Source organism: Kitasatospora cathayae (genome assembly GCF_027627435.1).
Lineage (GTDB): Bacteria > Actinomycetota > Actinomycetes > Streptomycetales > Streptomycetaceae > Kitasatospora > Kitasatospora cathayae.
Genome location: NZ_CP115450.1, coordinates 5,908,154 through 5,926,847 on the forward strand (window position 1 = coordinate 5,908,154; position 18,694 = coordinate 5,926,847).

Genomic DNA, 18,694 nt, shown 5'->3' on the forward strand with positions numbered 1-18,694 from the left:
TTGACCGGCACCATCGAAAGCGGATCTGTAGTGACCACAGCGGAACAGAAGCGGACCGGCGCGCAGCAGGGCGTGCGGAGCGGCACGGGGAGCAGTGCGGGGAGTGGCGCGCGGAGCGGTGCGCGGCGTGGTGAGTGGAACGGGCGCTGGGTCGCCGAGCGGGCCGGGATAGCGCTGACCGGATCGGAGCGCCTGCCCGAGCTCGTCGGCCTGGCCCTGCGCTCCGGCAACCCCAGGCGCGCCCATCTGCTGGTCTCCAGCGTGCTCGGCAAGCACGTGCCGCAGCGGCCCGCCGTGGTGCACGGCGCAGGCCTCGAACTCGGCCGCCGGGTCCGCGGGTTGCTCGGTGTCGAGGCGGCCGCGCGAGCCGTCGTGCTCGGCTACGCGGAGACGGCCACCGGCCTCGGCCACAGCGTCGCCGACGGCCTCGACGCGCCCTACCTGCACTCCACCCGCCGCGCCGTCCCGGGGATCCCACCGGTCGGCGGGTTCGAGGAGGAGCACTCGCACGCCACCGGGCACCTGCTGCTTCCCGTCGATCCCGAACTCCTGGGTGGCGGCGGTCCGTTGGTGCTGGTGGACGACGAGCTCTCGACCGGCCGGACGGTCCTCAACACCATCCGCGAACTGCACGGCCGCCACCCGCGCAGCCACTACGTGGTGGCCGCCCTGGTCGATCTGCGCCCGGCCGACGACCGGCACCGACTCGCCGCGGCCGCCGCCGAACTCGGCGTCCGGCTGGACGTGGTGGCCACCGCGAGCGGCCGCGTCGACCTGCCCGAGGACATCGTGGCGCGGGCCGAACGGCTGATCGCCGCGGTGCCCCCGGCCGTCCCGCCCCCGGCGGTCGACCCCGCCCCGCTGGTCCGGGTCGAGCTGGACTGGCCCGCCGGGCTGCCGGACGGCGGCCGGCACGGCTTCACCGCCCGTGACCGCGAGCGGCTCGACGCCGTACTGCCCGCGCTGGCCGGGCAGTTGGCCTCGGCGCTGGCGGGGAGCGGGCCGGAGGGGAGCCGGCCGGAGGGGAGCCGGCCGGAGGGGAGCCGGCCGGAGGGGAGCGGGCCGCAGCGGGTGCTGGTGCTCGGCTTCGAGGAGCTGATGTACGCGCCGCTGCGGCTGGCCGAGGCGCTCGCCCAGCGGCTCGGCGGCGACCGCGTCCGCTACTCCACCACCACCCGCTCGCCCGTCCTCGCCGTGGACGACCCCGGCTACGCCATCCGCACCCGGCTGGCCTTCCCGGCCCACGACGACCCGCAGGACGGCGCTTCGCGCGAACGCTACGTCTACAACGTCGCCCCCGGCGTCGACGGGACCCGCCGCTTCGACGCCGTGGTGCTGGTGGTGGACGACGTAGCCGACACCGCTGCCCTGCACCAGGGGGAGTACGCGCTGCTACGCCAGCTGCGGCAGGTCACCGGCCGGGTGGTGCTCGCGGTGCTGCCCTCGCACCGGCCCGCGCTGCCCAGCCCGCCGCCCGCCCCGCTGCCGCCCGCCCCGCCGTTCGGGCCCCTGCCCGCCCCGCTGTACGGGCCGGCGTTCTCCTCGTACCGCCCGGAGGAGGTGGCCTGGCTGCTCAAGGACCTCTCCGGCGTCCGACTGGAGGCCCCCACCGAGGAACGCGAGGAGGCCGTCCAGAACGGCGGCGCGCACTACGCCGAGTCGCTGCCGGTCGAGTACCGGCCCAGCCCCGAGTACCAGGAGCTGTTCCACCAGGCGCTGCGCGGCTCCGCGGGCCGGATCGCGCTCGCCGTCGGCACCGTCGCCGAGACGCTGCTGCGCGAGCGCGGGCCCCGCCTGGTCCTGGCCTCGCTGGCCCGGGCCGGGACGCCGGTCGGCATCCTGGTCCGCCGCTGGCTGGCCTTCGCCCACGGCCTGGACGTGCCGCACTACGCGGTGTCGATCGTCCGCGGCCGGGGCATCGACCGGGTCGCGCTGCGCTACCTGGCGGCCCACCACCGGGCCGCGGACGTGGTGTTCGTGGACGGCTGGACCGGCAAGGGCGCGATCACCCGCGAACTCGCCGAAGCGCTGGTCGGCACCGGCTTCGACCCGGACCTCGCGGTGCTCGCCGACTCGGGCCGCTGCGTGCGCACGTACGGCACCCGGGACGACTTCCTGATCCCGTCCGCCTGCCTCAACTCCACGGTGTCCGGCCTGGTTTCGCGTACTGTGCTGCGCGCCGGGCTGATCGGGCCGGGGGACTTCCACGGGGCCAAGCACTACGCCGAACTGGCCGGTGGCGACGTGTCGGAGGCCTTCCTGGCCGCGGTGGCCGCCCGCTTCGGCGACGTCCGCGCGGAGGCGGTCGAGGGCGCCGGGCGGCTCGCCGCCGACCCGGACCGCACCCCCGACTGGGCCGGCTGGGCCGCCGTCGAGCGGATCAGCGCCGAGTACGGGATCGACGACGTCAACCTGGTCAAGCCCGGAGTCGGCGAGACCACCCGGGTGTTGCTGCGCCGCGTCCCCTGGCGGGTGCTGGCCCGGCGCGGCGCCGGCGCCGACCTCGACCACGTGCGGCTGCTCGCCGCGCAGCGCGGCGTCCCGGTCGAGGAGGTGGACGGGCTGCCGTACAGCTGCGTGGGCCTCATCCACCCCCGCTACAGTCGGGGCGCGACGGGGGCCAGCGGGCGGGCCGTGCGGGGGAGGGAGTCCTGATGAGCTGCTCGGCGGGTGGTGTGCTGGTGGCGAGCGATCTCGACCGTACGCTCATCTACTCCGAGCGGGCCCTGGCGCTGGACGGTCCCGACCGGGACGCGCCCCGGCTGCTCTGCGTCGAGGTGCTGGACGGACGGCCGCTGTCCTACCTGACCGAGCGGGCGGCCGTGCTGCTGGCCGAGCTGGGCCGGAAGGCCGGCTTCGTGCCCGCCACCACCAGGACCGTCGAGCAGTACCGGCGGGTCAACCTGCCCGGCCCGCAGCCGACTTACGCGATCTGCGGGAACGGCGGGCAGCTGTTGGTGGACGGCGAGCCGGACCGGGACTGGCGCCGCGAGATCACCGCCCGGATCGCGGCCGGCTCGGCGCCGCTGGCGGAGGTGGTCCGGCAGCTCGCGCTGTGCGCCGACCCGGAGTGGACCCGCAAGCGGCGGGTCGCCGACGAGCTGTTCGCCTACCTGGTCGTCGAGCGCGACCGGCTGCCCGCCGGCTGGCTGACCGAGCTGACCGGCTGGTGCGCCGAACGCGGCTGGCGGGTCTCGCTGCAGGGCCGCAAGGTGTACGCCGTGCCGCAACCGCTGGGCAAGAGCGCGGCGTTGGCCGAGGTCGTCCGGCGCAGCGGCGCGGGCACCGTGCTGGCGGCCGGGGACTCGCTGCTGGACGCCGACCTGCTGCTCGCCGCCGACGCCGGGTGGCGGCCCGGCCACGGCGAACTGGCCGACAGCGGGTGGACGGCCCCCGGCGTCACCGCCCTCGCGGAGGTGGGGGTGGCGGCGGGGGAGGAGATCGTCCGTCGGTTCCTCTCTGCTGCTGTCGGCTAGCCGCAGCACCCCCCGCCGCAGCAGCCGCCCCCGCTCGGGGCCTGCTGCGGCGCGCCGCCGGACGACGCACCGGTGACGGCGACGGTGGAGAGCAGCTTCACGGTGTCCTGGTGGCCCTGCGGGCAGACGGCGGGGTCGTTGGCCTGCGCCATCGGGCGGCGGAGCTCGAAGGTGGCGCCGCAGGAGCGGCAGCGGAAGTCGTAGCGTGGCATACCGGCAGGGTACCGAGGCTTCGCTACCGGTGGCCCAGGTCGCCGCGAATCAGGCCGATCACCTGCGCCGCCGTCTCCCGCACCGCCGCCAGCTCGGTCAGGAAGTACCAGTAGTCCGGGTGCCGCCCGGCCGCCTGGAGGGTCGCCACCGCCCGGTCCAGCCGGGCCACCGCCTCGTCCAGCGGCGCGGCGTGCCGCGGGTCCGGCGCGCTGCGGCCCGCCATCGCCAGGCGCTGGGCGTCCCGCACCGCGAACCGGGCCCGCTCCACCTCCCGGTTCGGATCGTGCTGCACCTCGTTCAGCTGCCGCAGCCGGTCGTTCACCGCCTGCACCGAGCCGTCCGCGGTGTCCAGCAGCGCGCGGACCGTACCGATCGCGGCCGTGGCGTCCGCCCAGCGCTGCTCGTCCCGCGCCCGGGCGGCCTCGGCGAGCTTGCGCTCGGCGGCCCGGCCGGTCTCGGCGACCTGCTCGGGCACCCGCTGGAGGTCCTGCCAGCAGGCGGTGCTGAACCGGCGGCGCAGCTCGCTCAGCGCCGGCTCGACCGTCGCCGCCTTGGTCTCCAGCGCCTGGATCCTGGTCCGCAGGCTGGACACCCGCCGGTCGAGCTCGCGGGCCCGCTCGGGCAGCTGGGCGGCGTCCGCGGAGATCGCCTCCGCGCGCCGCTGCACCTCGTCGGCCCGCCGCAGCGTGGCCGCCACGCCGTGCCGTGCCGCGCCCTCGTTCAGCCGCCCCAACTCCGGCGCCAGCTCGGCCAGTCGGGCCGCCAGGTCATCGGCCCGCAGCCCGGCGCCGCGCACCTCGTCCAGCGTGGTGGTGGCCCGCAGCAGCGCGCGCTTGGCCTGCTCGACGGCCGGGGTGACCCGCATCAGCTGCTGCTCGGCGTGCTGGAGGGTGGGCTGGAGGCGGCGCAGGAAGTCGGTCAGCTCGGCCCGGGCGGAGTGCAGCTGACCCTTCACGTCCTCCAGCAGACGCCGCGCCCGGGCGGCGGAGCCGGCGTCCAGGGCCTCGTCGTCCAGGTCGTGGGCGTCCAGGGCGGCCAGGTAGTTCACCGTGACCTGCTCCACCCGGCCGGAGATCGCCGGCAGCTCGGCCAGCGCACGCTCCGCCACCGTGCCCTCCTCGGCGGCCCGGACGGTCTCCACCGCGAGCCGCACCTCGCGCTGCGTCTCGTCCAGCTCGTAGAACGCCTCCTGCGCCGCCGCCCGGGCCTCCCTGGCGTCCGCCCGCACGCCCTCCCCGGCACCGCGCCGCCCCCACCAACCACCACTGCCCGCCGACGCCAGCCCGACCGCCCCCAACGCACCCGCCAGCACCACCGGCAACACCAGCGCCTCGCCCAGCGCACTCCCCGCCCGACGCCGCCCCCGCCGCCCGCTCCCGCCGGCCACCGCCACTGCGCGCTCCCTGCTCCGACCCGCTGATCCGCGCCCATTCTCCCCGATCCGCCCCACCCGCCGGCACCCCGGGCCCCGCCCCGCACCACACCACCCCTCAGGACCAGGTACCCTAGGCTCTCGTCGTGCGCCCATCGGGCCACGACCGGGGGCGCGTAGCTCAGTGGTAGAGCGCTGCTCTTACAAAGCAGATGTCGGCGGTTCGAAACCGTCCGCGCCCACCCCGTGAACAGCTGAAACGCACACTGCGGCCCAGGTCAGGAGCATGATCCTGATCTGGGCCGCGGTCGTTTCGGCAGTCTCGCGACGGTCTCGGACGCGCTCGATGCGGTCTCGCCGCACAGATCAGCCTCCTGAATTTCTCCGAACGGCCGGCGAGGGCCGGTGTGCGGGTGGCCAGGGCGTGGCGGCCTGTGGGCGCTTCTTGCGGCGGCCTCGTTTCACCGGCGGACCGGGGTGGTGCCGTTCATGCCGAAGCGAGCGGAGCACTGCTCGGTGGATCGGTTGCTCGCGTTCCAGACGCAGATCCACATCGTGTAGCCGATGTCGGGGACGGAGCTCGTCTTCGTGGCGCCCCAGGAGGCGCGGAAGGTGTAGGTGAGGCCGTCGCTGCGGGAGAGTTCGGCGACGCAGGTCTGGTTCAGGGAGGTGTTGAGCACGCCCGCGAGTGAGCCGGAGCCGTCGTCGTCCAGCCAGGCGGAGCAGGCGGCGTCGTTGCCGAACCAACTGGTGTCCGCCTCGGAGCCCTTGACCTGGGCCGGGTCGTCGTGGCCGTTGATGCCGCTGATCGACGACGAGGTGGGGCTGGGGGCGGCCGCTGAGGGCGTGGCGGCGGCCGTACTCGGTGGGGCGGTCGGTGGCGGGGAGGCGGGTTTGGCGGTGGAGGAGGTCGAGGGCTGCAGGCTCGGGGAGGGCGTCCGCGTGGTGCCGGTCGGGGTGGTCGAAGGCGGGGGAGAGGGTTGCGCGGTGGCGGAGTTCGAGGCGCTCGGGCTTGCGGAGGGCCCGTGCGTCGTCCCGGCCAGGGCCTCCACGGTGACCGGCGTGCCGCCGGACTCCCGCGAAGTGTGGTTCTGCGGGAGTGTGGACGGGCTGAGGACGAACACCGCGACCGCGCCGAGGGCGATCACCGCGGCGATCGGTAACAGGAGCAGGTGCTTGCGCGGGCGGCGAGGTGATGCGAGGGGCGTGGCCCCGGCGTCAGGCTTCGGGTCCGTGCTCGTGTCCGGTGGCGGGACGGTCGCCAGCTTGCCGACCGGCGTTTCGGCGAAGTCACGTCGCGAGTCGATGCGTGACATGATCTCAGGCGGCCAGGACGGAGGCGGGACGAGCAGGTGCGGGTGGACCGCCAGGGCGATCTCGTGGGCGGTGGGGCGCGCTCCGGGCTCGGTGGCGAGACAGGGCTCGAGGATGGCGGCGAGATCGGCGTCCACGGCGCGCAGCGGCTCCAGGTCGGGAACGGCGCTGGGCGTGCGACCCGAGGCGGCGTAGAGTAGGAGCGCCGCGAGCGAGTAGACGTCCGCGGGCGCTGCCACGTCCTCGTCCCCGGCCTGCTGCTCCGGTGCCGAGAAGCCCTGCGTTCCGTAGCTGCCACCGCTCCTGGTGAGCCTCGCCTGGTCCGCGGCGCGCGCGATGCCGAAGTCGATCAGTTTCACGCCGTCGCGCACCAGCATGACGTTGGCGGGCTTGATGTCGCGGTGCGCGATCTCGGACGCGTGTACGGCCCGCAGTTGAGCGGCTGTCTCGGCCAGTAGCAGCCACAGCGCCTCGGCGGGCAGCGGGCCGTGCAGCCGGACCGCCTCGTCCACCGTGAGCCCGGGGACGTACTCGGTGGCGAACCACGGGCGTTCCGGAGTGCCGTCGCTCGCCAGCACCCGCGGTCCGACTCCGAACGGCACGCGGTAGAGGATGCCGACCTCCCGTTCGAAGCGCTCGCTGGAGACCAGCCGCGGCCGGACGAGCTTGACGGCGGCGTAGCCCCGGTCCGAGACCCCGAGGTAGACCTCGCCCATGCCGCCGGTGCCGAGCAGGCCGATGATGCTGAAGCTGCCGATCTCCTGCGGATCGCCCGGCCCGAGTGGTTGGGCGACCATGCTGTCGATCGCAGCAGCTCGCCGGCTGATCGTGCTCACGGCGGGCAGGTTATCGAGCAAGTTCATGGCCGGGCAAACAGAGTCGGCAGTTCCGCAAGCTCGCACACCGCATGTCCGCGGGAGGACCGCTCCTCCCGGTGCGCTCGTACACTCACTGGCGCGAGCCGAGGCGGAGGTGTGTGAGATGACGAACGGAAACTTCCCACCGCGGATGCTGCCGCCGGGCAGTCCCGCCGACCGGGTGCCCCCGGCGCCGCCCGGGACGATCTTCGTGCTCGGCCCGGAGGGTGGATACGCCGTGCCGCCGCGCCGGTACACCTTGCTGTTCGGGCGCGACCGCGAGGACGTGCACGTACCGGTCGGTGTCGACGACCCGACCGTCAGCCGTCGGCACGGCGTCTTCACCTGCGCGGGCACGGACGGCGACTGGTGGTTGGTCAACACCGGCAACCTGCCGATCGAACTGCCCGACGGCGTGCTGATGCTCACCGGCCACCAGCGGATCATCGGGCCCGGGTACACCCCGCTGGTGATCAACTCGTCCAAGCGGCGCTCCCACCTGGTGGAGGTCCGCGTCGTGGACGGGGACGACCGGCACCCCCGTGCCACGAGCAGGGCCGAGACCGCGGCTCCCGAGACGGTCTACGTACTCTCCCCGCAGGAGCGACTCGTGCTCACCGCGCTCGCCCGGCGCTACCTGGAGGGCCAGGACGCCTTCCCGCTCCCGTTGGCCTGGGAGGACACCGCCCGGCTGGCCAACGCCTCGCCCCACGCGACCAAGTACTGGACCCACAAGTCGGCCGCCAACACGGTCGAGGACGTGCGCGAGCGGCTGCGCCGGCGGGGTGTGCGCGGACTGACGCGTGATGAGGTCGGCGAGCCGGTCGGCTCGACGCTCAGCGTCAACCTGATCAGGGAGTTGCTGAGGACGGCGACACTGAACGCCCAGGACCTGGAGCTGCTGGCCGATCAGGGCTGAGGCGTTCCTCGGACCTCGGGCTCGGGCGCGGATTCGGCGTTGTAGGTGACGTGCATGGTGCCGTGCTCCACCGCGAAGACGGCTGCCTGGTCCTCGGCCGAGTTCTGCTGGCGCGACTGGGGCTGCGGCTGCTCGGGGTGATGCGTGGTCGTGTTCGTCACGTGGTTGTCGTCGCCCACGATGAAGGTGCCGGAGACGTCTCCGGCGTGGATGTTGCCGGGGGTGGATTCCGTAGGCATGGTCGGCCTTTCCTGGTCGGTCTTGTGGCGGATCAAAAGGCTGTGCAGTGGATCACCAGACTCCGCCAGGCCGAGTTGAATGCCGAAGCCTGGCTGGCTGTGTCGTAGCTGTTACTGGTCTTGTTCCGAAACGAGCGGAACTGGCTCTCCTCCTGCTGGCGAGCGGTCAGAATGCCCTTGAGGTCGGCTACCACGGATCTGTCCCGTGCTTGCGATATGGCTCCCCGCAACGTGGACTCGCTGGCGCGCAGGTCCTTGAGGATGATGTCGATACGGGAGTTCATCGCGCTGTCGTCGGGAACGGTGGAGGTCCGTCCTGAGTTGTGCGCCTCTATGGCGTTGTTGTACGACTCGACGGCGCTTTGCACGGTGGCCAGGTCGGCGTTGTACTGCTGGGTCTCCTGTTCCAATTCCGGTTCCGCCGTTGCGCACACAGGATCAACGGGGTCCGGCGTTACCAACGGGGCCGGGGCCGGGGCCGGCGGCTTGGGGGTGTAGACCGGTGGAGCCGGGACCGGCGGCCTGGGGGTGTAGACCGGCCGTGTCGGGACCGATGGGTAGGTGGCCTGGGCCGCCGGAGTCCCGTCCGACTGGTTCTGGGCGTAGACCATGGCACCCACGCCGAGCACGGTCCCGAGGCCGACCACGCAGGCGACGACGAGGGCCACTCCGCCCTTGGCAGTCGCTGCACCGGCGGTGGCGAGCGCCGTGTGGCCCGTGCTGGTCGTGGTCGCGGTGCTGCTCGCGGCGTGCGTCGAGTGGGTGGTGGCGGAGCTGTGGGCACCCGAGAGGTCGATCTTCTGCGGCACTGCGTGCGAGGGGGCGGCGTGTGTGCCGGCCACGTGGCCGGCGGGCAGGGGCTGTTGGGCGGTTTGGGACAGGTCGATCACCTGTGGTGGAGTCGGCGCGTGCACGGGCGCCGGAGCAGTGGGGGTGGGGACCGGGTGGGTGATCGTCGGGGGGCTGACCGCCGGGTGGGTGACCGTCGGCGGGGCGACCGCGGTCGGTGCCGGGGTGACCGGCGTGACCGGAGCAACCGGCACGACCGGCGCGAGAGGCGCGACCGGCGGCACGGCGGTGATCGCCGTCGTCGCGGCATGGTGGGCCACCGAGTGCGCTTGCAGGGCGGCGAGTTCCTGCCAGAGCGCCCCCGCCTCCAGCGCCAGGGCCGTCGTCAGTGCGGCCCGGCCGATCGCCTTGCGGCGGGTGCGCGCCTCGCGCAGGAAGAACTCCTCGCCCGCGCGGTCGCCCACGCTCTTCGCGGCGGCCCAGCCGGCTCCGAGGAGGCTGCCCCACGCGTCGAACTGCCGGGAGAGCGCCAGTTTCGGCGAGGCGGCACGGGCCAACTCCACGCCGAGCTGCGCCTGTCCGCTCCTCTCCGCTCCCAGCACCGCGACGTCCAGGGCCTGGAAGTGGGCCGCGACCTGGTCCGGGGTGGTGTCCCGCGACTCGACCCACGCGGTGAGCGCCCGGCAGAGCCGATCGGCCGGGAATTGCGTCATCCGGCTCTTGAGTACGCACTCGGCGACGTCCGGGGGACACCCGTAGCCGGTTTCCGAGGCGATCAGCAGGCCGTGCCGCACCAGGCCGCCGGCGAGCGCGTCGCTGTCCGTCCGACCGAGCAGGGCGTTGAGCTGCGGGGCCGCCAACTCGGCGCCGGACAGCGAGCCGAGCAGGTGCAGCAGGTCACGTTCGGCCGGCTGGAGCCTGTTGAGCAGGGCGGGGAGCAGTGCGGGGAGGTCGGCGATGGTCGGCAGGCGCTTGCCGGTCGCGACTGACAGGGCGATGCGCCGCAGCCGGAGCGGATTGCCGTGCAGGGCGTCGCACAGCGCCGCCACGGTCTGAGTTTCCTCGGGCCGCAACGGACGGGCCAGTACGGTCTGTACGAGGTGCACCCCTGCCGTGTCCGTCAGTCCGTCGAGTCGGATCGCGTGTACGCCGGCGACCGGCGACCGGTGCTGCGAGGTGAAGACGAAGGCGGACTGTCCGGCCATGTCGAAGAGCCGGTGCAGGTCCTTCTCGTCGAGTCCCGCGTCGTCCAGGTAGATCCGCAGCCGCAGGGTTTTCAGGTGTTCCTTCAGCACCTCCAGCGACGGCTTGTAGTTCGGCGCGTCGAAGCTGATGTCGAAGATCGCCTGCGCGAGGTCGTCGGCCGTCCGTCCGCCGGCTTCGATGTAGGCCACGCCCTCGGGCCCGCGCGGCAAAGTGCGGGCGACGTGGCGCAGCAGCGCACTCTTGCCGACCCCGGAGGTGCCCCAGATCTGCACCAACTGCCTTGCTCCGATGGCCTGTTGCAGTGCCTGGAGCTCCCGCTCCCGGCCGATCAGCGGATCGGCGCCGGAGCGCGGCAGGTGGGAGATCGGCTGACGCTTGACCGGATTCGGCGGCGGTCCCGCATTCAGGGTGATGGCCGAACCGTGCCCGGCGGTGATGTTCAGGTTGGTCACGGTGTTCCGGTTGCCGACGATCATCGTTCCGGAGACATCGCCCGTCCGGATCCGTCCGGAACCGCCCGGAGCACCGTTGTTCTCTGGCATCTGCTTCCCCGGTCCTCTCCGACGCTCGGCTCCCGGCACTCGGTCATGCTGGCGCCGACCCGTCGTGGGAACCCGGCGCTTTTAGCTGTTTGGTGAGATCGCCGGCGAATGGGCCGCTTCGGCCGCTTCGGCCGCGACGGCGATCCGGGCGAGGTGGTCCAGGTCGAGGATCGTGATCCTGCGGTAGCCCGTGACGACCGCGCCCGACTCCCGCAGGGCCCGCAGGGCCTTGTGGATCGACGACTCCGCAGCGCCGACCAGCGTGGCCATCTCGGGCTGCGAAAGCGGGAGTTGGGCTTCGTTCCGGCCGGGTCGCCGGTAGGTGACGGCCAGGTGGTGCAGGATCCTGGCCAGCCGCCCGAGCACGTCGCAACCGGTGAAGTCGACGATCCGGCCGGTCGCCGTGCGCAGCTTGGCCACCACGCTCGCGCTGAGTGCGAGCCCGATGGCGGGGTGCCGCTTCGTGCACTCCAGCAGTTCGGAGGACAGGATGTAGCGGGCCAGCACCCGGCCGCAGGTGGTCACCGTACCGCTGCGTGGCTGACCGTCGATCCCGGCGAGCTCCCCGACCAGGTCCCCGGCCATCCGTACGGCCAGCAGCGCCTCCCGACCGTCCTGTGCGTGCGCGGTGACCTTCACCGTGCCGCCGATCAGGAGCAGCGCGAAGTCCGAGGTGTCGGCCTCGTGGATGGTGATCTGACCAGCCGGGTAGACGACGCCGTGGCCGAGCCCCAGCAGGACTCGGCGGTCGGCCTCGCCGACCCTGCCGAGCAGTCCGGCCGGCGGCCAGTAGGCCTCGGCCCCGCGCACTCGTGTGTTGCCCATCGGTCATCCCTCCTCCTCGTCCGGCCGAAGCCGGACAAGCCGTATTAGTAGCCGTTCTACCCGAGGACCCCTCCTCTACGATCTCGGCAATCATCCTGTCGGCGACGGAACTTCGGCGCCGACGGCATGTCGATCTCCGAACTGCCGCCCCCGTCGTGATCGCGGAGGGAATGTGAATCCGAGGTATGAATACCGAGCCCTGCTGGCGTGCGACATCGCGGGTTCCGCGGGCCGCGGTCAGCAGCGACTGCAGGAGATCCGCGACGCGCTGCGATCCGCGCTGTCCGGTGCCTTCGACCACACGGACTCGGACCCGCGGGACTTCGTGTACGTGGACACCGGCGACGGCTGCCGGCTCGTCGCCCCGGCCGGGCTGCCCAAGGCCGGACTGCTGGTCCCGCTACTGCCGGAACTGGGCACGCGGATCCGCGAGCACAACCGGCACGCCGGCCCGGAGGCCAGGCTGCGGGTGCGGGCGGCGCTGCACGCGGGGGAGGTCCGGCTCGATCCGGACGGCACCGTCTCCGGCACCCCGTTCGAGGCGCTCGCCCGGCTGCTCGACTCGGCCCCGCTGCGGCGGGCGGCCGCGGCCGGTCCGGACGGCACCCCGGTGGCCGCGATCCTTTCGCAGCACTACTACGAGGAGACGGTCGGGCACGGCCACGAGGGGCTCGAAGCCGGTGCCTTCACCGCGGCCGAGGTCAGGGTCAAGGAGTACGCCGCACGGGCCTGGCTCTGGTACCCGGGCAGCCCGGTCGGTCCGCACCTCGGTTCCGGCCGGGAACCCGGCTCCGGTGAGCGGCCCGCGGAAGCCGGGCCACGGGCCGTGGAGCAACTCGTCCGGGCCACCGGGAACGGCACGGTCTTCGCCGTCGGCCGCGGTGACCAGCACATCCGATACAACGAACGGGGCTGAAACGCCGATGAACCAGGAACTCGCCGAGCTGGCCGCGAGCGGAGCCACCGCTCTGGTCTCCGCGATGGGCACCGACCTCTGGACGGAGGCGAAACGGCTGATGGGCGGCGTCATCGCCCGGGCCCACGGCGGCCGCCGCAGGGAACTGTCCGGCGCGCTGGAGCGGGCGTCGACCGCCACGAGGGGAGCGGTCGACGCCGAGGTCGTGGCCTACTGGACGGAGGCCCTGTTCCAGTTGCTCGACCGGAACCCGGCTCTCGCCCAGGACGTCATGGCCCTGGCCTCGCTGCCGATCCGGCAGCAGCCGGACGTCACGGTCCAGGTCAACTCCGCCACCGGTTCGGGCGAGGTGTTCGCGGTCCAGCACGGCAACCAGCACTTCGCCTCCGGGCCGAGGTCCCGCGATTCCGGGGAGCGGCCGTGAGCGGGGGCGAGAGCCGGCGGGACGGTCTGACGGACGGCTGGGTGCGGGCGGCGCTTCTCGTGACCGTCGCCGTCGGGGCCTTCATCGAGGTCGGCACGCCGCACCGGCACTACGGCTGGCTGGTGGACGTGTTCGCCCTCGCGGCGGTGGGTGCCGTCGGCGCGGCGGCCGCGCTGGGGTCCGAGGCCGCTGCGACGCCGACCGGACGGCGGGATCGGCTCGAACGGGAGCCCCGGCCCGACGCGACGGCGCCGGCCTGCCGCTACGTCGCAGGACCGACGGCGCCGACGGCCCAGCCGGGCAAACCCCGGCCGTTCCTGCGTGAGCGACCGACCGACCTGAGCGTTCCCCGCTTCGGTGACGGTGCGCGGGCCCAGGGCTTCCCTTGGCTGCTGCCGGAGCGCACGGTGCAGAACGGGATCGCCGCCGACGAAGCCACGGTCGGCGCCCTCACCATCCGCGCGGCCTCCGTGGTCGGGCCCGGCCACCGCTGTGATCAGCCCGCCGGGCCGCGACAGGACTCCTACCGGATCGGGCGCACCCGGGACAGCCGGTACGCGATCGTGGCCGTGGCGGACGGCCTGTCCAGCGCGGCCTGGTCCGACACCGGGGCCACCACGGCCTCCAGCCAGGCCGTCACCCTGCTGCGCGAGCAGATCGAGGCAGGTGGCTTCGACCGGCTCGACGTCAAGGAGTTGTACGGGCGGGTCGCGGAATCGATCGCCGGGCAGGCGGCCGGACGCGGCGTCGGTACCGCGCACCTGGCCACCGTGCTGATCACCGCGGTGATCGCCGAGCCGGACGCGAGCGGCGCGGCCCGGGCGTGGGTCGGGTGGCTCGGTGACAGTTCGGCCTGGACACTCGACCCACGCGTCCCGCGGTGGCGGTTCTCCGCCGGCGAGGCCAAGGACCGCGCGGCCCCGGTGGTCTCAAACGAGGTCGCCGGCCGACTGCCGGACACGCCGAACCTGGCCCTGGACGGCTACGTCACGCTGGCTCCCGGCGCCGCCCTGGCCCTGGTCACGGACGGAATCGGCGACGCGTGGGCGGACCCGGCGGGCAACGTCAACGAGTACTTCGCGAACGCTTGGCGCACGCCGGTCCCGGCCACCCGGTTCACCGCCGACGTCGGCTTCGACGCACCGCAGTGCCTCGACGATCGCACCGCCGTCGTGGTGTGGAACGGCAGGGGGGCATGACCGACCTCCAACCCATCGCCGACGGCGGCGTCCCGGCGGTCGATCCGCGGGGCTGGTCGTTGCCGCGGGCCGTGGGCCTCGACGATCTCGGACCGCTCGCCGAGCCGATCTCCGAGCACAACGGCCAGGCCGTCGCCGTACGGCCGCTGACGGACCATCCGGGTTGGCTGGCCAAGCTCTACCGGCCGGACCCGCACCCGGAGGACGCCGACCGGATCGACCTGTTGATCTCGGCTCCGGACACGCTGCCGGAGGCGGAGCGGGCAACCCTGTACGCCGGGACGTGCTGGCCCGCGGCCCGGATCCACGAGCCCGGCAACCCGGCCGTCGGCTGCGTGATCCCGATGGCGCCCGAGCAGTACCGTTCCGAGCTGCGGCGTGGCAAGTTCAGCGAGCGTCGGTTCGTCGAGATCGACTGGCTGGCGAAGTCCGACGAGTCGATCCGGGGCGTCGGCCTGCCGCGCCCGGGCTTCGAGGGCCGACTGGCGGCCTGTCGTCAACTGACCGAGCTCGCCGCGATCCTGGAGGGGCTGGGCCTGGTCTACTCGGACTGGTCGTTCTCCAACGCCTTCTGGAGCCCCGGCCGGCGTTCCGTCTACCTGATCGACGTCGACGGCTGTCAGCCGAAGAAGATGCCCGACATCCACCAGCCGAACTGGGCCGACCCGCTCACGCCGCCGGGCTCCGACGCGGACCAGTACACCGACCGCTACCGGCTCGGCCTGCTCGTCGCCAAGTGCCTGACCGGCCAGCGTGACGCGCGCGCCTTCCACAGCGTCGCCCTGTCCCCCTGGCCGGAGCAGCCCGCCCTCTCCGAGGTACTGCTGGACATGCTGTTCGCGACCGAGCGCGAACGACGGCCTGCGGCCGCCCAGTTGTGCCAGGCGCTGAACAACGGGCCCTACCTCAGGGCCGTGCCACGGCCGACCCGTACCCCGCTGCCCCCGGTGCCGCCGCTGCCCGCGTCGCACCCGGTCCCGCAGCCCGCCGCCGGCACGGTCACCGCCAAGTCGGGCGCCGTGGTCAAGGGGACCGTGGTCGAGGGCACCGTCGTCACGAGCACCGCCGAGAAGAAGAAGGATCCTGCGACCACCTGGAACGCCCAGTGGATCTGGGCGCTCGCCTTCGCCGTGATCCTGCTCATCGTCATCATCATCGCCTCCAACCACTAGCTCAGGGGTGCACACATGTCACTCTGCCTGCCCACCTACGTGGTGATCGACGCGTCCTCGTCGATGAAGCCGCACGAGGCAGTGCTCAACGCGACCCTCTCGCGTCTGCACTACAACCTGGCGACGAATCCGCGCGTCTCGGAGTTCGCCCGGGTCAGCGTGGTCGCCTTCTCCACCGACGTGCACGTGGTGATCCCGATGTCGGACATGGAACAGGTGCCGAGCATGCCCGAAGTGATCTGCGGCGGGCGCACGGACTACGGCAAGACCTTCGACCGGTTGCGGGAGTGCATCGAACAGGATGTCAGCAGCTTGCGGGCGCAGCACTACAGCGTGCTGCGGCCGACGGTCTTCTTCCTGACCGACGGCGGTCCGACCGACGCGGGCTGGCGGAAGTCCTTCCGCGAGCTGGTGGACCGGAGCCGGCCGCGCTACCCGCACGTGATCGCGTACGGCTTCGGCGATGCCGAGCGCGGTGTGCTGCAGGAGGTGGCGACCAAGGCGCTGTTCATCGCCGACGGTACGGACACCGAGTCGGCGCTGAGCGGGGCGATCTCCGGCCTGCTCAACACGCTGATCGCCTCGTCGCAGACCGGTCAGATGCAGATCGCCACCGACGTCAAGGGCTTCGAGTACGTCCAGGTCGCCCAGGAATACGTGGACTGAGCATGGCCGCCGACCTGCGTTCCACGCCTGCGCCCCGGGCGCTGCGTGCCTCCGTCGGGCTGTCCGTGCTGGCCGCGGTGCTGCTCGCCTGCGGCGGCGCGGTCGAGGCGACGGGCAATCTCCTCGGCTCCTCGACGAACGGAGGCGGAGGCGGCGCGCACCCGGTGACCCCGGTACAGCCGACCCCTGACGTCTCCCCTCCCGCCGCGACTCCGTCGCCGAGTTGCCCGCTCTCGGCCTCACCCACCCCGCTGCCCGAGCCCACGGCCACCGCCACCACGACGGCGTCCGCCACCACGACGGCGTCCGCGCCGGAGCGTCCTCCAGGGACTCATTCAGGGCAGGAGTCGTCCCGGACGAGGACGCCTGCGACGAAGAGTGCGGCTGGACCGTGAACAGCTGGAACGCCCCTGCGGCCCGGGTCAGGAGCGTGATCCCGACCTGGGTCGCGGGTGCTGGGGCCGGTGCTGGGTTCAACGCGTGGTGTGGGCGCCGCCGTTGAGGTGGAGGGTCTGGCCGGTGAGGTGGCGGGCGCCGGGGGAGGCGAGGAAGTGGGCGGTGCGGGCGACGTCGGCGGGGGTGCCGGGGCGGTTGGTGTGGGTTTCGGCGATGAGGGCGGCGCGGCGTTCGGGGGTGAGCGCGCCCTGGAAGAAGCCGGTGTCCTCGATGTAGCCGGGGGAGATGACGTTGGCGGTCACGCCGAGCGGGCCGAGTTCGGCGGAGAGGGCGGCGTTCCAGGCGGCCAGCGCGGCCTTTGACGCGCCGTAGGCGCCGCCGCGGCGTTCGGCGCCGATCGAGCCGATGCTGATCACGGTGCCGCCGGGGGCGAGGGCGGGCCGCAGGGCGGTGGTGGTGAGGACGGCACCGAGCAGGTTCTGAGCGAGGTTGGCGTGCCAGGTGGCGAGCAGGGCGTCGAGCGGCGGGAGGTCGGCGGCGGCCGGGCCGGGCAGTCCGCCGGAGGCGTTCACCAGTACGTGCAACTCGGTGATGCGGTAGGCGAGTTCGGAGACCTGGCGGGGGTCGGTGGCGTCGCACGCCACGCCCTCGACGGTGAGTTCGGCGGCGGCGCGTTCCACGGTGTCGCGGTGGCGGCCGGTGATCAGGACGCGGTCTCCGTCGGCGGCGAAGAGCTCGGCGGTGGCGCGGCCGATGCCGCTGGTGCCGCCGGTGATCAGGACGGTGCGGGCCATGGGGGTCCTCTCAGGTCCTCTCCGATGTATGTTTAGACCTAAACGTAACGGAGGAGGCCGGCAGTGGCAACGGAAGTGACGGCGGCCCAGATCGCCCGAGCCTGGGAGCGCGAGCGGCCCGGGACGCCCACCGGCTCGATCGAGGTGGTCACCCCGGTCTGGTGGCTCGCCAAGCTGTTCACCGACGACCGCGCCCGGGCCCTGCGCGCCGCCGGGATCGACGCCGCGACGCTCGACCTGCTCTCCGTGCTGCGCCGATCAGGTGAGCCGTACGCGCTGACCACCCGTGAACTGGCCCGTCGCACCCTCGTCACGGCGGGCGCGATCTCGCAGCGGGTGGCCCGGGCGGAGGCGCAGGGGCTGGTGGTCCGGGAGCCGGGGGAGCAGGCCGGGCACGGGCGGCGGGCGGTGCTGGTGTCGCTGACGGCGGCCGGGCACGAGCTGGTCGAGCAGTCCGTGGACGTGGTGCTCGGCCGGGAGGCGCGGCTGGTCGGCGGGCTGTCGGAGGCGGAGCGGGAGACCCTGGTCGGCCTGCTGGACAAGCTGCTGGCCGACGTGCGGCGGCGGGTGGCGGGGTCGGAGGGGGTGGGCGAGGATCGGGAGGGCCGTACGGACCCTTGAGAGCGGTGGGCGCGGATGGCGGAGCAGACAGGGGAGTCCCGGGCGGAGCTGTCGGCGCGGTTGAACTGGCTGCGGGCGGCCGTGCTGGGCGCCAATGACGGCGTGGTCTCGACGGCCGGGATCGTGACGGGCGTGGCGGGCGCGGCCAGGTCCCGTACGGCGCTGCTCGCGGCGGGGGTGGCGGGGGCTGCTGGCGGGGTGCGATGTCGATGGCCGTCGGCGAGTACGTCTCGCTCAGCACCCAACGGGACACCGAGCGGGCCGCGTTGGCGAAGGAGCAGCGCGAGCTGACCGAGGACCCGGAGGGCGAGCTCGGCGAACTCACCGACTACTACCGGGACAGCGGGCTGACCGCCGGCCTGGCCCGGGAGGTGGCGGCGGCGCTGACCGAGCGGGACGCGCTGGCGGCCCACGCGCAGACCGAACTCGGCATCGATCCCGAGGCGTTGACCAATCCCTGGGAGGCGGCGCTGGCCAGCGCGGCCGCGTTCACGCTGGGTGCGTTGGTGCCGCTGCTGGCGGTGATGCTGCCGCCGGAGTCGTGGCGGCTGTGGGTGACGGTGGCCGCGGTGGTGCTCGCGCTGACCCTCTCCGGCTGGACCAGCGCCCGGCTGGGCGGGGCCGGGCGGGCGCTGGCGGTGGTGCGCAACGTCGTGGGCGGGCTGCTGGCGATGGGGGTGACGTACAGCGGTGGCGTGCTGCTGGACCACATCACCCGATGAGTACGTCACCGGATGAGCAGGTCACCGGACGA

Annotated in this window: 16 protein-coding genes, 1 tRNA gene and 1 pseudogene; 11 read left to right on the forward strand and 7 right to left on the reverse strand. The window is 73.3% G+C overall.

Annotation, left to right across the window (positions count from 1 at the left end):
* Positions 1-72: 72 nt before the first annotated feature.
* Positions 73-2,655, forward strand: coding sequence for a phosphoribosyltransferase (locus tag O1G21_RS26420; RefSeq protein WP_405000833.1), 2,583 nt, complete (start codon positions 73-75; stop codon positions 2,653-2,655).
* Positions 2,655-3,476: an HAD family hydrolase gene (locus O1G21_RS26425; protein ID WP_270147120.1), complete on the forward strand. Its 822-nt coding sequence runs from the start codon at positions 2,655-2,657 to the stop codon at positions 3,474-3,476. The genes O1G21_RS26420 and O1G21_RS26425 overlap by 1 nt, the downstream gene beginning before the upstream one ends.
* On the opposite strand, the gene O1G21_RS26430 is transcribed toward O1G21_RS26425, so the two are convergent.
* Positions 3,473-3,688, reverse strand: coding sequence for an FmdB family zinc ribbon protein (locus tag O1G21_RS26430; RefSeq protein ID WP_270147121.1), 216 nt, complete (start codon positions 3,686-3,688; stop codon positions 3,473-3,475). The genes O1G21_RS26425 and O1G21_RS26430 overlap by 4 nt on opposite strands.
* A 23-nt stretch (positions 3,689-3,711) precedes the next feature.
* A complete protein-coding gene (locus O1G21_RS26435; protein WP_270147122.1) occupies positions 3,712-5,082 on the reverse strand; it encodes a coiled-coil domain-containing protein in 1,371 nt (456 codons plus the stop codon).
* 149 nt (positions 5,083-5,231) lie between these two features.
* On the opposite strand from O1G21_RS26435, the gene O1G21_RS26440 reads away from it, so the two are divergent.
* Positions 5,232-5,303: transfer RNA gene (locus O1G21_RS26440), tRNA-Val, on the forward strand.
* Positions 5,304-5,522: 219 nt separating this feature from the next.
* On the opposite strand, the gene O1G21_RS26445 is transcribed toward O1G21_RS26440, so the two are convergent.
* Entirely contained in the window at positions 5,523-7,211 is a 1,689-nt protein-coding gene (locus O1G21_RS26445; protein WP_270147123.1) for a serine/threonine-protein kinase, read from the reverse strand.
* Between the two features lie 145 nt (positions 7,212-7,356).
* Between O1G21_RS26445 and O1G21_RS26450 the strand changes: the two genes are divergently transcribed.
* Entirely contained in the window at positions 7,357-8,151 is a 795-nt protein-coding gene (locus O1G21_RS26450) for an FHA domain-containing protein (RefSeq protein WP_270147124.1), read from the forward strand.
* On the opposite strand, the gene O1G21_RS26455 is transcribed toward O1G21_RS26450, so the two are convergent.
* The 3 genes from O1G21_RS26455 to O1G21_RS26465 all read right to left on the reverse strand — a co-directional run bounded on the left by O1G21_RS26455 (position 8,142) and on the right by O1G21_RS26465 (position 11,752).
* Positions 8,142-8,390 carry a hypothetical protein gene (locus tag O1G21_RS26455; RefSeq protein ID WP_270147125.1) on the reverse strand — a complete coding sequence of 83 codons (249 nt, stop codon included), beginning with the start codon at positions 8,388-8,390 and terminating at the stop codon, positions 8,142-8,144. The two genes, O1G21_RS26450 and O1G21_RS26455, sit on opposite strands and share 10 nt — an antisense overlap.
* Positions 8,391-8,422: 32 nt before the next feature.
* Positions 8,423-10,927: an AAA family ATPase gene (locus O1G21_RS26460; protein WP_270147126.1), complete on the reverse strand. Its 2,505-nt coding sequence runs from the start codon at positions 10,925-10,927 to the stop codon at positions 8,423-8,425.
* 81 nt (positions 10,928-11,008) lie between these two features.
* Positions 11,009-11,752, reverse strand: a complete 744-nt coding sequence (locus O1G21_RS26465; RefSeq protein ID WP_270147127.1) for a Crp/Fnr family transcriptional regulator — start codon at positions 11,750-11,752, stop codon at positions 11,009-11,011.
* A gap of 172 nt (positions 11,753-11,924) precedes the next feature.
* Here O1G21_RS26465 and O1G21_RS26470 point away from each other — a divergent pair, with 172 nt between their 5' ends.
* From O1G21_RS26470 to O1G21_RS26490, 5 genes are read left to right on the forward strand one after another with little or no spacing between them, the layout of a single operon-like run.
* Complete coding sequence (locus O1G21_RS26470; RefSeq protein ID WP_270147128.1) at positions 11,925-12,668, forward strand: hypothetical protein; 744 nt, start codon at positions 11,925-11,927, stop codon at positions 12,666-12,668.
* 7 nt (positions 12,669-12,675) lie between these two features.
* Positions 12,676-13,092 carry a hypothetical protein gene (locus O1G21_RS26475; protein WP_270147129.1) on the forward strand — a complete coding sequence of 139 codons (417 nt, stop codon included), beginning with the start codon at positions 12,676-12,678 and terminating at the stop codon, positions 13,090-13,092.
* Positions 13,089-14,291: a protein phosphatase 2C domain-containing protein gene (locus O1G21_RS26480; RefSeq protein WP_270147130.1), complete on the forward strand. Its 1,203-nt coding sequence runs from the start codon at positions 13,089-13,091 to the stop codon at positions 14,289-14,291. The genes O1G21_RS26475 and O1G21_RS26480 overlap by 4 nt, the downstream gene beginning before the upstream one ends.
* Complete coding sequence (locus O1G21_RS26485; RefSeq protein WP_270147131.1) at positions 14,288-15,463, forward strand: hypothetical protein; 1,176 nt, start codon at positions 14,288-14,290, stop codon at positions 15,461-15,463. Before O1G21_RS26480 ends, O1G21_RS26485 begins: the two co-directional genes overlap by 4 nt.
* A 15-nt stretch (positions 15,464-15,478) precedes the next feature.
* Positions 15,479-16,129 (forward strand): vWA domain-containing protein, encoded by a 651-nt coding sequence (locus tag O1G21_RS26490; RefSeq protein ID WP_270147132.1) that lies wholly within the window; start codon positions 15,479-15,481, stop codon positions 16,127-16,129.
* 473 nt (positions 16,130-16,602) lie between these two features.
* Here the strand turns inward: O1G21_RS26490 and O1G21_RS26495 are convergent, their stop codons facing one another.
* Complete coding sequence (locus tag O1G21_RS26495; protein ID WP_270147133.1) at positions 16,603-17,319, reverse strand: SDR family NAD(P)-dependent oxidoreductase; 717 nt, start codon at positions 17,317-17,319, stop codon at positions 16,603-16,605.
* A 63-nt stretch (positions 17,320-17,382) separates the two neighbouring features.
* Between O1G21_RS26495 and O1G21_RS26500 the strand changes: the two genes are divergently transcribed.
* Both O1G21_RS26500 and O1G21_RS26505 read left to right on the forward strand, forming a co-directional pair.
* A complete protein-coding gene (locus O1G21_RS26500; protein WP_270147134.1) occupies positions 17,383-17,940 on the forward strand; it encodes a MarR family winged helix-turn-helix transcriptional regulator in 558 nt (185 codons plus the stop codon).
* A 15-nt stretch (positions 17,941-17,955) separates the two neighbouring features.
* Positions 17,956-18,662, forward strand: a pseudogene (locus tag O1G21_RS26505) (VIT1/CCC1 transporter family protein).
* The last annotated feature ends 32 nt before the right edge of the window (positions 18,663-18,694 follow it).

Coding starts and splice junctions, on each gene's coding strand:
- O1G21_RS26425 (WP_270147120.1), top strand. CDS start 2,655: ATGAGCTGCTCGGCGGGTGGTGTGCTGGTGGCGAGCGATCTCGACCGT.
- O1G21_RS26430 (WP_270147121.1), bottom strand. CDS start 3,688: ATGCCACGCTACGACTTCCGCTGCCGCTCCTGCGGCGCCACCTTCGAG.
- O1G21_RS26450 (WP_270147124.1), top strand. CDS start 7,357: ATGACGAACGGAAACTTCCCACCGCGGATGCTGCCGCCGGGCAGTCCC.
- O1G21_RS26455 (WP_270147125.1), bottom strand. CDS start 8,390: ATGCCTACGGAATCCACCCCCGGCAACATCCACGCCGGAGACGTCTCC.
- O1G21_RS26460 (WP_270147126.1), bottom strand. CDS start 10,927: ATGCCAGAGAACAACGGTGCTCCGGGCGGTTCCGGACGGATCCGGACG.
- O1G21_RS26465 (WP_270147127.1), bottom strand. CDS start 11,752: ATGGGCAACACACGAGTGCGCGGGGCCGAGGCCTACTGGCCGCCGGCC.
- O1G21_RS26475 (WP_270147129.1), top strand. CDS start 12,676: ATGAACCAGGAACTCGCCGAGCTGGCCGCGAGCGGAGCCACCGCTCTG.
- O1G21_RS26485 (WP_270147131.1), top strand. CDS start 14,288: ATGACCGACCTCCAACCCATCGCCGACGGCGGCGTCCCGGCGGTCGAT.
- O1G21_RS26490 (WP_270147132.1), top strand. CDS start 15,479: ATGTCACTCTGCCTGCCCACCTACGTGGTGATCGACGCGTCCTCGTCG.
- O1G21_RS26495 (WP_270147133.1), bottom strand. CDS start 17,319: ATGGCCCGCACCGTCCTGATCACCGGCGGCACCAGCGGCATCGGCCGC.